The following is a 13573-nucleotide window of genomic DNA, read 5'->3' as shown; positions in this document are numbered from 1 at the left end:
TCGGGTGGTTCGCTTCACACGCCAGCGAACCACTCGTAGCCGCGGTCTTCCCAGTAGCCGCCAGTGGGCTCTGGGAGGAAGTTCACCTCGGTGAGGTACTTCACCATCTTGTAGCCCAGCTTCACGCCGGAATAGAGGCGCAGCGGCGCGCCGTGTCCCGGTGTCAGCGGCTGTCCATTCATCCCGTAGGCCAGAATCGTCTGGGGATGGAAGGCGCTGGGTCTGTCCCAGGATGAGTGGTAGCCCGCGTCGAAGGAGCGCAGCTCCACGTAGCCCGCGCGCGTGTCCGCGCCCACGTGTCTGGCGAGTTCGCTCAGGCGCACGCCGTGCCACGATGCCACCGCGCTCCAGCCTTCGACGCAGTGGTGGCGGATGCGCAGGTCGGTGCGTGGCATTCGCTGGAGCGCCTCCAGTGTCAGCACCGACGGACGCGCCACCAGCCCGCCCACGCGCAGCGCCCAACCCTCGGGCGCCAGCGGGACCGTGTCGGAGACGAAGTACTCGGGGAACTTCCCGGGCGGCGTCGTCTCCTCGGGGCTCAGTTCCGGTGCCAGTTGGTCCGGGTCGAACAGCGCCGCCTGGACGCGGGCGTTGAAGCGCTCCATGGCGCCGAGGAACCCTTCGCGGGGGCGTTTGCTATCGCATGCGCTCGAAGTGAGCACGGTGGCGCCGAGCAAGGCCGTGCGCCGTGTGAGGAGACGATGCCTAGGCATCCGGCTTCCTTCCGCCCGTCACCATCTCGCCCAGGCTTCGCGGGTGGAGCAGCACCATCACGATGTGGCCCACGGTGAAGAGTGCGAGCAGCGCGAGCACGATGAGATGCACGGCGCGAGCGGCGTCGTAGCCACCCATCAGCGCGGTAAGCGCGCCGAGCTGCACGGGCTTGTAGAGGACGAGCCCGGAGAGCACGGCGAGCAGTCCCAGCGCCAGCGTGCCGGTGTACGCCAGTCGCTGGAGTCCATTGTAGAGGCCCTGCGTGGGCGCCTGCCTCCGCACGCGCAGATAGAAGGCGAGCGTGGCCAGGGCATTGCGCGTATCGCGCCGGGGCAGGAAGAGGCGGCGGCGCCATTCCCCGCTGAGCGCGAGATACAGCACATACGCCACGCCGTTGAGCGTGAGGAACCAGGCGAAGGCGAAGTGCCAATGTCTCGCGCCCGCGAGCCAGTCTCCCAGCCGTGTCCATTCGGGTGGTGAGACGCCCTGGAACGGGTACCAGCCATAGGGCCTGCCGCGTGGCCCGAGCAGTGGATAGGCGACGAGAATCTGCAGGCCGCTGGCCGCCATGATGAGCAGCAGCGGCACGTTGAGCCAGTGGCTCACGCGGATGGGCCACGGCTGGGGTCTGCGTTGTTCGGGGGCGCGCACGCGGCCGGAAGAAAGCACCCGATGTCACGCGGCGTGAGGGTGGCGAGGCCCCGGTGGTGGGCAGCCATCACTGTGTCCACGTGATGCGCGCTGGCACGTCGCCGGAAGGACGCGATACGGGCCCGTGGGGCAGGGGCCGAGGTCCCGAAAAGTAGCTCCCGTTTCAGGAATCGTGTTAGCAACCGGACCCTGCCACTCGGCGGTGCGATGGCGGCGGGCTGGGTGCCCACCGCGAGCCGCCCGCGTTGGCGGGTTGTCTCGGCGGTCGTGGGTGAATCTCAGCCGCTGGATTCACGGGCATGACTGACGGCTTCCTCGATTCATCCTCTCTCGCGTCGCCCCTCGTGCAGGGCGCCCGCCGGCACCTGCGCCGGACAGGGTCCGCCAGGGATGGCCGTGTCGCCAGCCCAGGTGCCGCGCCGAGGGGCCGCGCTTGTTTCAACCGCCTGGATGACGGAGCCGCCGCGATTCGTGGCGCTGTCCCGATTCGGGCCTGATTTCACCCCGCGTACGTCGCGGACAGATTCGGGACGGCCACCGCGGTGCAGGGCCCTCTCGACGGCAATGGAGGCCGGAATGTCGGAGAAGACCCTGGCGCAGAAGCTTGGACAGGCGAGCGCGTCGTTGGCGAAGGAGGCGCGCGACGTGCTCGCGGGCTTCAAGCCGGAGCGGCGCGATGTCGGCACAGGCGAGACGCGCTTCGTTCCACCGCCGTCCCAGGTGACGAGCGACGAGGAGTCCCTGGACGGCTGGGGGTTCAAGGACACGCGCTTCGTCGTGAAGCCGGACGGCAACGTGGTGCTGACGGGCTCGCGCTACAACATCAGCAACGTCGAGCTGCCGTCGCTGATGCCCTGGTTCTCGAAGATGCTCGCGTCGCCGCTGGGCTACGACAACCGCAACGAGCCGCACTACCCTCCCGTCGTCCCCGAGCCGAAGCAGGCTCCGGCCCTGCTGACCGCGCTGCGCGAGTTCCTGGCCGAGGACCAGCTCTCCAGTGACCCCTTGGTGCGACTGCGCCGCGGGCACGGCCACACGGGCGCGGAAATCTGGGCCATCCGCTACGAGCGCCTGGAGCGCGTGCCGGACCTGGTGGTGTTTCCCGCGTCGCACGAGCAGGTCGTCCAGCTCACCGACGCGGCGAAGCAGCACGGCGCCTGTCTCATCCCCTTCGGCGGCGGGACGAACGTCACGGACGCGCTGCGCCTGTCGGTGGACGAGCAGCGCTTCGTCATCGCCGTGGACATGCGGCGGATGAATCACATCCTGTGGATCGACCCCGTCAACCGCATGGCCTGTATCGAGGCGGGCGCGACGGGCCGGCACCTGGTGGCGGAGCTGGCGAAGCACGGCTTCACCATGGGCCATGAGCCGGACAGCGTGGAGTTCTCCACGCTCGGCGGTTGGATTGCGACCAACGCGAGCGGGATGAAGAAGAACCGCTACGGCAACATCGAGGACCTGGTGCTCGACATGAAGGTCGTCACCGCGCACGGGGTCGTCGAGCGTCCGCGCGTGGGGCCCCGGGAGAGCATTGGCCCCAACCCGAAGAACTTCATGTTCGGCAGCGAGGGCAACTACGGCATCGTGACCAGCGCCGTGGTGAAGCTCTTCCCGTTGCCCGAGGTGCAGCGCTACGGCAGCGTCCTGTTCCCGGACCTGGCCGCGGGCCTGGCGTTCCTCTACGACCTGCAGAGCGCGGGCGCCGTCCCCGCCAGCGTGCGCGTCATGGACAACACCCAGTTCCACTTCGGTCAGGCGCTCAAGCCGAAGAAGGACGGCCTGGGTGACAAGCTGAAGAGTGACGTGGAGAAGTTCTTCGTCACCCAGGTGAAGGGGTACGACCCGGACACGCTCGCGGTGGCGACGCTGGTGTTCGAGGGCACCGAGGCGGAGGTCGAGTTCCAGGAGCGGATCCTCTACCCCATCGCGGAGCGCCACGGCGGCATGAAGGCGGGCGGCGCGAATGGCGAGCGCGGCTACCAGCTCACCTTCGGCATCGCGTACATCCGCGACCTCACCTTCGAGCACTGGGCCATCGCGGAGAGCTTCGAGACGAGCGTGCCGTGGAGCCGCGCCATGGAGCTCTACGAGCGCGTCCGTGAGCGCGTGTCCCGCGAGCACGAGCGCCGCAAGCTGCCGGGCAAGCCGTTCTTCACCGGCCGCATCACCCAGGTCTACCCGACGGGGGTCTGCATCTACTTCTACATGGGCTTCTACGCGAAGGGCGTCGAGGACCCGGTGCGCGAGTACACGGAGATGGAGCACGCGGCGCGCGAGGAGATGCTCGCCGCGGGCGGCTCGCTGTCCCACCACCACGGCGTGGGCAAGCTCCGTCAGCGCTTCATGAAGGACATCTATTCCGAGGGCGCGCGCACCTTCACCCGCGAAGTGAAGAAGGCGGTGGACCCCGACAACCTCTTCGGCGCGTCCAACCACGGCGTGCTCGGGCAGGTGGAGCTCGAGCGCGAGCCGGGCTCGGAATCCTGAGACAAGGGCTGCACACCATGGTTGATACAACGAACAAGGCCCACGTCCTCCTGACGGGCGTGACGGGCTTCGTGGGCAAGGTCGTCCTGGAGGAGTTGCTGCGCCGCCGGGAGGAGCTGGGGCTGGGCGCGGTGAGCGTCCTCATCCGCCCGGAGAAGGGGCAGGCGGGACGTGTCACGACCCCGGAGACGCGCTTCCAGAAGCGGGTGCGGAAGGCCGAGGTGTTCCGCGGACTGCCCACCGGCTGGGAGCAGTGGGTGTCGGTGGTGGGAGGCGATTTGGAGGAGCCGCGCTGCGGCCTCTCCGAGGCGGACTTCGCCGCGGTGACGGCGCGCACCACCCACGTCATCCACTGCGCGGCCAGCGTGGACTTCGACCTGCCGGTGAAGGTCGCGGCGGCGTCGAACATCACCAGCGCGCTCAACGTGCTGGAGCTGGCGCGGGCCTGTCGCTCGCTCGTGGGCATGGTGGACGTGTCCACCGCGTACGTGACGGCGTGGCGGCCGGGCCCCATCCCGGAGACGCTGGCGCACCTGCCGCGTCCCGCGGAGGCGCTGTACCAGGCCATCCTGGACGGCTCGCGCTCCGAGCAGGAGCTCAAGGCCGAGACGGGGCACCCCAACACCTATACGTACACGAAGTGCCTGGCCGAGCACCTGCTGTGCGAGCGCCGTGGCGACGTGCCGCTCACCATCGTCCGGCCGAGCATCATCTCCGCGTCCTGGCGCGCGCCGTTCCCGGGCTGGTTGGACAGCGCGGCGGCCTTCGCGGGCTGCCTGCTGTACGCCGGCCTGGGCATCGTGAAGGCGTGGGTGGCGGACCCGGGCGTGCGGCTGGACGTGGTGCCGGTGGACGTGGTGTCGAACCGCATCGTGGAAGCGGCCTTCCAAGGGAGGATGCCCGCGCCGGGTGAGCCCGTGCCCATCCGTTACGCGGTGATGGGCGTGGAGAAGGCGCTGCGCGTGGACCTGTCCGTGGACACGACGACGCGCTTCTTCCGCGAGCGTCCGGGCGCCAAGGCGTGGCCGGGCATGTTCGTGGGCCGCCAGGAGCACGGCTTCTCGCGCGAGGACCTGCTGCGGCGAGGCCTGCCGATGGCCGCGATGAGCGCGCTGCTGACGGCGACGAAGAAGAACCAGCAGCGGCGCAAGCTGGAGAAGGTGGACGAGCGCGTGCGGTACATGAACGCGGCGTTCGAGTACTTCACGCACCACACCTTCGACTTCCGCCCGTCCATCCCCGCGGCGCTGGAGGGCTACACCCCCCAGGCGTACCTGGACATCGTCAACCGCAGCCTCTACCAGCACCTGCTGCGCCTGGACGAGACGCAGATGCCGCTGGCGGGCAAGGCGCACGACGACACGCTGGGTGACGTGGAGTGGCTGCGCACCAAGCCGGCCGCGCCGTGGGCCATCCGCTCGCTGGGTATCGCGCTGCGCAAGACGCTGCGCCAATGCACGGCCACCGTCACCTTCGACCGGCCGTCGTTCGAGCGCGCGGTGGCGGCGGCGCCGCCCGACACGCTGTTCGTGTTGGCGCCCACGCACCGCAGCTACTTCGACTTCCTGTTGATGAGCTACCTCTGCTTCCAGCACCCCGAGCTGGGCATCGCGGTGCCGCACATCGCCGCGGCGGAGGAGTTCTCCCGCATCCCCGTCGTGGGTAACCTGCTCCGCGAGGCGCGGGCCTTCTACATCCGCCGGGGCGTGGGCAAGGCGGACCCGGCGGTGGGCGAGGAGCTGCGGCGGCTCGTCGGCGCGAGGGCCTCGCTGATGTTCTTCGTGGAAGGGGAGCGCAGCCGTGCGCGTCGCGTCCTGGCGCCCCGGCGCGGCCTGCTTCGCGGGCTTCAGGACACGGGCGGTGCCTTCACGGTGCTGCCCATCGCCATCTCCTACGACCGTGTGCCGGAGGAGGCCGCGTTCGAGCGTGAGCTGGGCGGTGGCGCGCGCTCGCGCATGTCGCTGCCGGCCATCCTCAAGTGGCTGGCGCAGCTCGCGCGGGGGCAGGTGCGCCTGGGCCGCATCCACCTGGCCTGTGGTGAGCCCTTGCTGCTGGCGCCGTCGGCGGACGTGGGCGCGCTGAGCCGCAAGCTCGTGGCCGAGCAGCAGCGGTGCATCACCACCACGGCCTTCCACCTTCGCGCCTTCCTCGCGCAGACGCAGTTGGAAGGGGTCGACGTGGCGTGGCTCTCGGCGGCCATCCGGGCCCGGGGTGGGCGGGTGCTCGACAGCGCGCTGCCGGTCCCCGAGGACACGTCGGCCGCGTTCCACCAGTCGCTGCGCAACCAGTGGATGCACTGGTTCCATGGGGATGCGCTCGCGCTCTTCCCGGACTCGCTCGCGCTGCGGTTGCACGTGGAGCGCCAGGGCTGGATGCCGCCCGCCGCCGAGACGCCCACGGAGGACGTCCGGTTGCAGCGGGTGGTGGAGGCGCTCTTCGCGCCGGTGGCGTTCGACTACGCGCTCGTCGCGCGGGGCCTGGGTTCGCCGGACGCCGCGGCACCCGCGCACACCACCGCGCGGGCGGTGTTGGAGACGTATCCCTCCGCCCATCTGCCGCACCTGGAGGACGCCTTCCAGGCGCTGGTGGAGCGGGAGATCCTGGTCCGGATGGAGTCGGGTGCCCACGCGTGGGGTCCGCGGGCGGAGGCCTTGAAAGACTTCCTGGACGGCTGCGTGCTCAAGGGCGCGGCGGCGGATGAGTTGGCGCAGCGGAGGGTGGCATCATGAGTACGCCTCGCGTGTTGGTGACTGGAGCGACGGGCTTTCTCGGACGGCATCTGCTGGGGGCCCTGCGCGCGCGGAACGTCCCCGCCGCCGTCTTGGTACGGCGTCCGGACGAATGGGTGCGGCAGGACTGGGTCTCCGAAGCGGGGCCCGTCCACGTCGTCGAGGGCGGGCCGTTGGCGCCAGATGCGTGGATGCGGGACCCGGCGCTCGCGGACGTGAAGACGGTGTTCCATCTGGCGGCGCAGGTGAAGCACTCGCGCGTGGCGCCGGAGGAGATGGAGACGCTCAACGTCGAGGGCACGCTCCACATGGTGCGCGTGGCGAGCGCGCTGGGGGCGCGGCTCGTCTACGTTTCGAGCTCCGGCACGGTGGGCTGCTTCCGCTTCCCGGACGTCGTCGCGGACGAGCACGCGCCTCACGCGGAGGCGCTGGCGGGCCGCTGGCCGTACTACGCGTCGAAGATTCGCGCGGAGAAGGAGGCTCGGCGGCTGGCGGACAAGCTGGGCGTCGAGCTGGTCATCGTGCGGCCCCCCGTGTTGCTGGGGCCGGGCGACCACCGCTTTCGCTCGACGGGGCATGTGCTGCGTGTGCTGGAGCACCGGCTGCCCGTGGTGCCTCGGGGCGGCATGCACTTCACGGACGTGCGGGACGTGGCGGCGTCGCTCACGCGGCTGACGGAGCTGGAGCAGCCACGCTCCATCTACCACCTGCCCGGGACGGCCTCGACGCTCGGGGCCTTCTTCCGGATGGTGAGCGAGGTGTCGTACACCTCCGTCACCGAGCGGCAGGTGCCCAACTGGTTGCTGGAGGGCGTGGCCCGGGTCGCTCGGAGCTCCTCGCCGCGCTGGCTCCCGGACCCCGTCGTCCTGGAGATGAGCACCTGCTACTGGGGCCTGTCATCGCTGTGGAGTGAGCGCGAGCTGGGCCACACGGTGCGTCCGCCGCGCCAGACGCTGGTGGAGACCGTCTCGTGGCTGCGTGAGCACGCGCCGCGGAAGGCGGCGCACCGCTAGGTCTGCGGCAAGCCCGGCCGCCTTCGCGCGCGGCCGGGCGGGCTTTCAGTCCGCACGAGCCCGACGACCCAGTTCGTGCAGATTGCAATCCGCGCTGCGCACGTGGGCCCGCAAGCCCTTGAAATGTGACAGGGGACCCGTGCTCGGGGGAGGCACGGCGGATGCTCAAGGCAGGGGCACGACCCATGCTCCCAACATCCTTGTCCCCCCTGCTGTCCGCGGTCCTCCTGTCCCAGGCTCCTTCACCCGAGCCCGCTCCCGTCACTGAACCCCCAGGTGTGCTGTCCCGCCTGAAGGTGGAGGGCGGGGTGGATGTGTATTACGCGCGCAACCTCAACCGCCCCTCCGATGGTGGCAACTTCATCGCGGGAGCCGGCACCACCGCGAAGCGGGACAACGAAGTCTCCATCAACCTCGCCTCACTGGGCGTGTCGTTGGCGCCCGCGCCCGTGGGCTTCAAGGTGCTGCTGGGCTTCGGCACGGGCATCGAGGTGCTGCACCAGGCCGAACCCGAAGGCGTTGCCATCGGCCCCGACGTGTGGCGCCATCTCCAGCAAGCCACCGTCTCATACGCGACGGGTCCCTTGACGCTGGAGGCGGGCGTCTATCCCAGCCACATCGGCCTGGAGTCCTTCCAATCGCAGCTCAACTGGAACTACACGCGCTCGTGGATGGGCGAAATGTCGCCCTACTACCAGTCAGGCCTCAAGGGCACCTGGGCCTTCGATGACGCGTGGAGCGCGCAGCTTCACCTGCTCAACGGTTGGCAGACGATTGGCGAGAACAACCGCGGCAAGGCGCTGGGCACCCAGGTGGCCTACTCGGGGCCGAGGCTGTCCGCGGCCTTCAACACCTTCGTGGGCGAGGAGGGTGATGGAGGGCTGCGCCTCTTCGCGGACGTCGTCGCCACCTGGAAGGTGACGCGGGCATTTTCCCTGGCGGCCACGGCCGACGTGGGCCGGCAGGCGCGCTCCGGACAGGAGGCGGCCCTTTGGTACGCGGCGGGCTTCAACGCACGCGTGCAGCTCACGGAGCCCGTGGCCCTGGCGGCCCGCGTGGAGGCGTATCGCGACCGGGACGGCGTCATCTCTGGCACCGCGCAGACGTTGGCGAGCGGCACGCTCACCCTGGAGATGAAGCCCGCCGAACACCTCGTCCTGAAGCTGGAGGCGCGGCACGACACCTCCACCGCAGAAGTCTTCACCGCCCGCGCCACTGGCGTGGAGGGCGTGCCCACCTTCAAGGACTCCGAGACGCTCATCGTGCTCGGTGCCGTCGCCTACTTCTGAACGGGAGTTGAGCCCCATGGACGTCGTGCTTGTCCTTTCCGTCACCGGTTTCTTCGCGCTCGCCTGGGCCTACGTCCACGGCTGCGAGCGCCTGTGAGGCACTCACCATGACCTTCGAATACGCCGCGGGCGCCGTACTGGCCGTGCTGCTCGGCGCCTACCTCATCTATGCGCTGCTCCGCCCGGAGCGCTTCTAGGCCCCTGCCATGTCCCTCATCGGTTTGTCCCAAATCCTGTTGTTCTTCGCCCTGGTGCTGGCGGTGACGAAGCCGCTGGGCGCCTATCTCTTCCGTGTCTTTGAAGGAGACACCCGCCCGCTGTCTCGGGTGCTGGGCCCCGTGGAGCGCGTGCTGCTGCGCCTGTGCGGCGCCGCGGACCGGCGCGAGCAGTCGTGGGTTGACTACGCCGGCTCGCTGTTGGCGTTCAGCCTCTTCAGCGTCCTCATCGTCTATGTCATCCAGCGCGCACAGCACGTGCTGCCGCTCAACCCGCAGGGAATGGCCGCGGTGCCGGCGGAGCTGGCTTTCAACACCGCCGTCAGCTTCACCACCAACACCAACTGGCAAGCCTACGGAGGAGAGTCCTCGCTCAGCTACTTCACGCAGATGGCGGGCCTGGCGTGGCAGAACTTCGTCTCCGCCGCCGCGGGCATCGGCGTGGCTCTGGCGCTGGGGCGCGGCTTCACGCGCCGGCACGGGCCGGAAGGCCAGAAGACGCTGGGCAACTTCTGGGTGGACCTGATGAACGCCACCCTCTACGTGCTGCTGCCTTTCTGCGTCGTCTACGCGCTCTTCCTGGTGTCGCAGGGCGTGCTCCAGAACTTCGCGCCCTACACCCAGCTCGTCACGTTGGAGGGCACCAGCCAGGCGCTGGCCCAGGGACCGGTGGCCTCGCAGGAGGCCATCAAGATGCTGGGCACCAACGGCGGTGGCTTCTTCAATGCCAACAGCGCCCACCCCTTCGAGAACCCCACGCCCCTCACCAACCTGGTGCAGATGCTGTCCATCTTCGCCATCCCCGCCGCGCTCACGTACACGTACGGGAAGATGGCGGGGGATACGCGGCAGGGCTGGGCCCTGCTCGCGGCCATGTCCGTGCTCTTCCTCGCGGGCGTGGCGGCGGTGTACGCGGCTGAGTCCCAGGGCAACCCCGCAGTCGCGGCCGCCGGTCAGGTGGCGCAGATGGGGAACATGGAGGGCAAGGAGGCGCGCTTCGGCATCACCGCCTCCGCGCTCTTCGCCGCCATCACCACCGCGGCCTCGTGCGGCGCGGTGATTGCGATGCACGACAGCTTCACGCCGCTGGGTGGCCTGGTGCCCCTGGTCAACATGCAGTTGGGTGAGGTCGTCTTCGGCGGCGTGGGCGCGGGTCTCTACGGCATCCTCGTCATGGTGGTGCTCAGCGTCTTCATCGCCGGGCTCATGGTGGGCCGCACGCCCGAGTACATGGGCAAGAAAATCGAAGCCCGCGAGATGAAGCTCGCCATGTTGTACGTGCTCATCTTCCCGCTCTTCGTCCTGGGTTTCGCCGGGATTGCGGCGGCGCTGCCGCAGGGCGTGTCCTCGCTCAACAACGCGGGACCGCACGGCCTGTCGGAAATCCTCTACGCGTACACCAGCGGCACGGCCAACAACGGCAGCGCCTTCGCGGGCCTCAACGCCAACACGCCCTTCTGGAACATCACCCTGGGCGTGGCGATGCTCGCCGGGCGCTTCCTGATGATGGTGCCCGCGCTGGCCATCGCCGGCTCCATGGTGGGCAAGAAGGTGGTGCCGGCGGGCCCGGGCACCTTCCCCACCAATGGCGTGCTCTTCACCGGCTTGCTGGCGAGCGTGATTGTCATCGTCGGCGCGCTCACGTTCTTCCCTGTCCTCTCCCTGGGCCCCATCGTCGAGCACTTCCTCGCCGGGGTTGGAAAGGTCTACTGAGATGTCCTCGCCTGCCTCGAAACCGGCGTCGCTGTTGGACGCGTCGCTGCTCAAACCCGCGCTGCTGGACAGCTTGCGCAAGCTCCACCCGCGCGACGTGGCGCGAAACCCCGTCATGTTCGTGGTGTGGGCCGGGAGCCTGCTGACCACGGTGCTGGTGGTGAAGGACGTGGTGTCGCCGCGCGCGGATGCCGCGCCGCCAGGCTTCACCGTGCAGGTGATGCTGTGGCTGTGGTTCACCGTGCTCTTCGCCAACTTCGCGGAGGCCGTAGCGGAGGGCCGTGGCAAGGCCCAGGCCGGCGCGCTGCGGAAGATGCGCAAGGACACCACCGCGCGACGCTGGAAGGACGGCCGCGAGGAGCACGTGCCCGCTCCCGACCTGCGCAAGGGCGACGAAGTGATTTGCGAGGCCGGGGACCTCATCCCGGGTGACGGCGAGGTGGTGGAGGGCATCGCCAGCGTGGACGAGTCCGCGATTACAGGTGAGTCCGCCCCCGTCATTCGTGAGTCGGGCGGTGACCGCTCGGCGGTGACGGGCGGGACCAAGGTGCTCTCCGACCGCATCCGCGTGCGCATCTCCGCCAACCCGGGCGAGTCCTTCCTGGACCGGATGATTGGCTTGGTGGAGGGCGCGGCGCGGCAGAAGACACCCAACGAGGTGGCGCTCCACATCCTGCTGGTGGGCCTCACCCTCATCTTCCTGCTGGCATGCGTAACGCTGGTGCCGCTGGCGCTCTACTCGGGCGTACCGCTGTCGGGTACGGCGGTGGTGGCGCTGCTGGTGTGCCTCATCCCCACGACGATTGGCGGCCTGCTGAGCGCCATTGGCATCGCGGGCATGGACCGGCTCTTGCGCAAGAACGTGCTGGCCATGAGCGGGCGCGCGGTGGAGGCGGCGGGAGACGTGGACACGCTCCTCCTGGACAAGACAGGAACGATTACGTTGGGCAACCGCATGGCGACGGAGCTGCTGCCCATGCCGGGCGTACGGATGGAGGAGCTCGCCGAGGCCGCGCAGCTCGCCAGCCTCGCGGACGAGACGCCTGAGGGCCGCTCCGTCGTCACGCTGGTGAAGGACACCTACAAGATGCGCCCGCGCGAGCTCCAGGCGCACCACGCCACCTTCGTGCCCTTCACCGCGCAGACGCGCATGAGCGGGTGCGACCTGGTGGACCCACTGCCGCGCAGCATCCGCAAGGGTGCGGTGGACGCCATCGTCGTGCACGTGAAGTCCCAGGGTGGCGCCGTGCCGGACGAGTTGGCGCAGGCGGCTGGCCGCATCGGTGACGCGGGCGGCACGCCGCTGGCAGTGGCGGATGGCTCGCGGCTGCTCGGCATCATCCACCTGAAGGACGTGGTGAAGGGCGGCATCAAGGAGCGCTTCGAGCGCTTCCGCGCCATGGGCATCCGCACCGTGATGATTACGGGCGACAACCCGCGCACCGCCGCGGCCATCGCCCGCGAGGCGGGCGTGGACGACTTCCTCGCGGAAGCCACCCCCGAAGCGAAGCTGGCGCTCATCCGCGCGGAGCAGAACAAGGGCAAGCTCGTCGCCATGACGGGCGACGGCACCAACGACGCGCCCGCGCTAGCCCAGGCCGACGTGGGCGTGGCGATGAACACCGGCACCCAGGCGGCGAAGGAAGCCGGGAACATGGTGGACCTGGACTCCAACCCCACCAAGCTGTTGGAGGTGGTGGAGGTGGGCAAGCAACTCCTGATGACGCGGGGCACGCTTACCACCTTCTCCATCGCCAATGACGTGGCGAAATACTTCGCCATCCTCCCGGCGCTCTTCATGGGCGTGTTTCCCGAAATCGCGCCACTCAACGTGATGGGGCTGGCCTCGCCGTTCAGCGCGGTGCTGTCGGCGGTTATCTTCAACGCACTCATCATCATCCTGCTCATCCCCCTGGCGCTGAAGGGCGTGCGCTACCGCCCCCTGGGCGCCGAGGCATTGCTGCGGCGCAGCCTGCTCCTCTACGGCGTGGGTGGCGTCATCGTTCCCTTCGTGGGTATCAAGGTCATCGACGTGCTGCTCGGCACCGTGGGCCTGGCTTGAAAGGCGTCATCCTCATGTTCTCCACACTGCTCACCGGCCTGCGCACCTGCCTCGTCACGCTGGTGCTCACGGGCCTGCTGTATCCGCTGGCCGTCACTGGATTGGCCCAGCTTCTCTTTCCCACTGAAGCCAATGGTTCGCTCGTGAAGGACGAGCGGGGCCGCGTGGTGGGCAGCGCGCTCATTGGCCAGGGCTTCACGCGGGCGGGGTACTTCGCCTCTCGTCCCTCCGCCGCGGGCTCCGGCTACGACGGCGCGGCGTCTTCGGGCAGCAACCTGGGCCCCACGTCCCAGAAGCTGAAGGACCGCGTGACGGCGACCGTGGCGCGCCTGCGCTGGGAGAACCCGGATGCCCCCGGGGCCGTGCCGGCCGAGCTGGTGACGACGTCCGCGTCGGGGCTGGATCCGCACCTGTCCCCGGACGCGGTGCGCTGGCAGGTGCCCCGGGTGGCGCGCGCGCGAGGTGTGGCGCCCGCGCGGGTGACGGCCGTGGTGGATGCGCTCGTGGAGGGGCGCACCTTCGGCGTGCTGGGTGAACCGCGAGTCAACGTCCTGCTGTTGAACCTGGCGTTGGACCGTCGCTTCGGGCCGCTTTCGGACGAGGCGCCAGGCGTGGGTGGAGGAGCGCCTCCGCTCCAGGACGCACCTTGAGCCTTGCGGGGGCACCCGCAGTCACCACATGAGCTTCGCCGGGCGCG

At 69.4% G+C, this 13573-nt stretch carries 10 protein-coding genes; 8 read left to right on the top strand and 2 right to left on the bottom strand.

Features of this window, described 5'->3' with window-relative positions:
* Window positions 1-14 precede the first annotated feature (14 nt).
* Window positions 15-713 carry a molybdopterin-dependent oxidoreductase gene (locus A176_RS33210; RefSeq protein ID WP_044890204.1) on the bottom strand — a complete coding sequence of 233 codons (699 nt, stop codon included), beginning with the start codon at window positions 711-713 and terminating at the stop codon, window positions 15-17.
* Complete coding sequence (locus tag A176_RS33205; protein WP_044890203.1) at window positions 706-1383, bottom strand: cytochrome b/b6 domain-containing protein; 678 nt, start codon at window positions 1381-1383, stop codon at window positions 706-708. The genes A176_RS33210 and A176_RS33205 overlap by 8 nt, the downstream gene beginning before the upstream one ends.
* A 558-nt stretch (window positions 1384-1941) precedes the next feature.
* On the opposite strand from A176_RS33205, the gene A176_RS33200 reads away from it, so the two are divergent.
* From A176_RS33200 to kdpC, 8 genes are all read left to right on the top strand, one after another.
* Window positions 1942-3855: an FAD-binding oxidoreductase gene (locus tag A176_RS33200; protein WP_002637655.1), complete on the top strand. Its 1914-nt coding sequence runs from the start codon at window positions 1942-1944 to the stop codon at window positions 3853-3855.
* A 17-nt stretch (window positions 3856-3872) separates the two neighbouring features.
* Window positions 3873-6584, top strand: a complete 2712-nt coding sequence (locus A176_RS33195; RefSeq protein ID WP_002637654.1) for an SDR family oxidoreductase — start codon at window positions 3873-3875, stop codon at window positions 6582-6584.
* The gene (locus tag A176_RS33190) at window positions 6581-7597 is read left to right on the top strand and encodes an NAD-dependent epimerase/dehydratase family protein (protein ID WP_044890202.1); all 1017 of its coding nucleotides are present in this window, start codon (window positions 6581-6583) and stop codon (window positions 7595-7597) included. The genes A176_RS33195 and A176_RS33190 overlap by 4 nt, the downstream gene beginning before the upstream one ends.
* Window positions 7598-7782: 185 nt before the next feature.
* Window positions 7783-8886: a porin gene (locus A176_RS33185; protein ID WP_044890201.1), complete on the top strand. Its 1104-nt coding sequence runs from the start codon at window positions 7783-7785 to the stop codon at window positions 8884-8886.
* Window positions 8887-8993: 107 nt separating this feature from the next.
* Window positions 8994-9083 carry a K(+)-transporting ATPase subunit F gene (gene kdpF, locus A176_RS33180; RefSeq protein WP_044890200.1) on the top strand — a complete coding sequence of 30 codons (90 nt, stop codon included), beginning with the start codon at window positions 8994-8996 and terminating at the stop codon, window positions 9081-9083.
* Window positions 9084-9092: 9 nt separating this feature from the next.
* A complete protein-coding gene (kdpA, locus tag A176_RS33175; RefSeq protein ID WP_002637650.1) occupies window positions 9093-10814 on the top strand; it encodes a potassium-transporting ATPase subunit KdpA in 1722 nt (573 codons plus the stop codon).
* A gap of 1 nt (window position 10815) precedes the next feature.
* The gene (gene kdpB / locus A176_RS33170) at window positions 10816-12876 is read left to right on the top strand and encodes a potassium-transporting ATPase subunit KdpB (protein WP_002637649.1); all 2061 of its coding nucleotides are present in this window, start codon (window positions 10816-10818) and stop codon (window positions 12874-12876) included.
* Between the two features lie 14 nt (window positions 12877-12890).
* Window positions 12891-13526: a potassium-transporting ATPase subunit KdpC gene (gene kdpC / locus A176_RS33165; protein WP_002637648.1), complete on the top strand. Its 636-nt coding sequence runs from the start codon at window positions 12891-12893 to the stop codon at window positions 13524-13526.
* The last annotated feature ends 47 nt before the right edge of the window (window positions 13527-13573 follow it).

The sequence above is a fragment of the Myxococcus hansupus genome (assembly GCF_000280925.3).
In the GTDB taxonomy this organism is placed as follows: domain Bacteria; phylum Myxococcota; class Myxococcia; order Myxococcales; family Myxococcaceae; genus Myxococcus; species Myxococcus hansupus.
This window is presented reverse-complemented; position numbering and strand designations above follow the sequence as displayed.

Excerpts from the sequence above, each read along its gene's own strand:
- A176_RS33185 (WP_044890201.1), top strand. The coding sequence starts at position 7,783 with ATGCTCCCAACATCCTTGTCCCCCCTGCTGTCCGCGGTCCTCCTGTCC.
- kdpC (WP_002637648.1), top strand. The coding sequence starts at position 12,891 with ATGTTCTCCACACTGCTCACCGGCCTGCGCACCTGCCTCGTCACGCTG.
- A176_RS33200 (WP_002637655.1), top strand. The coding sequence starts at position 1,942 with ATGTCGGAGAAGACCCTGGCGCAGAAGCTTGGACAGGCGAGCGCGTCG.
- kdpF (WP_044890200.1), top strand. The coding sequence starts at position 8,994 with ATGACCTTCGAATACGCCGCGGGCGCCGTACTGGCCGTGCTGCTCGGC.
- A176_RS33210 (WP_044890204.1), bottom strand. The coding sequence starts at position 713 with ATGCCTAGGCATCGTCTCCTCACACGGCGCACGGCCTTGCTCGGCGCC.
- A176_RS33195 (WP_002637654.1), top strand. The coding sequence starts at position 3,873 with ATGGTTGATACAACGAACAAGGCCCACGTCCTCCTGACGGGCGTGACG.
- kdpB (WP_002637649.1), top strand. The coding sequence starts at position 10,816 with ATGTCCTCGCCTGCCTCGAAACCGGCGTCGCTGTTGGACGCGTCGCTG.
- kdpA (WP_002637650.1), top strand. The coding sequence starts at position 9,093 with ATGTCCCTCATCGGTTTGTCCCAAATCCTGTTGTTCTTCGCCCTGGTG.
- A176_RS33190 (WP_044890202.1), top strand. The coding sequence starts at position 6,581 with ATGAGTACGCCTCGCGTGTTGGTGACTGGAGCGACGGGCTTTCTCGGA.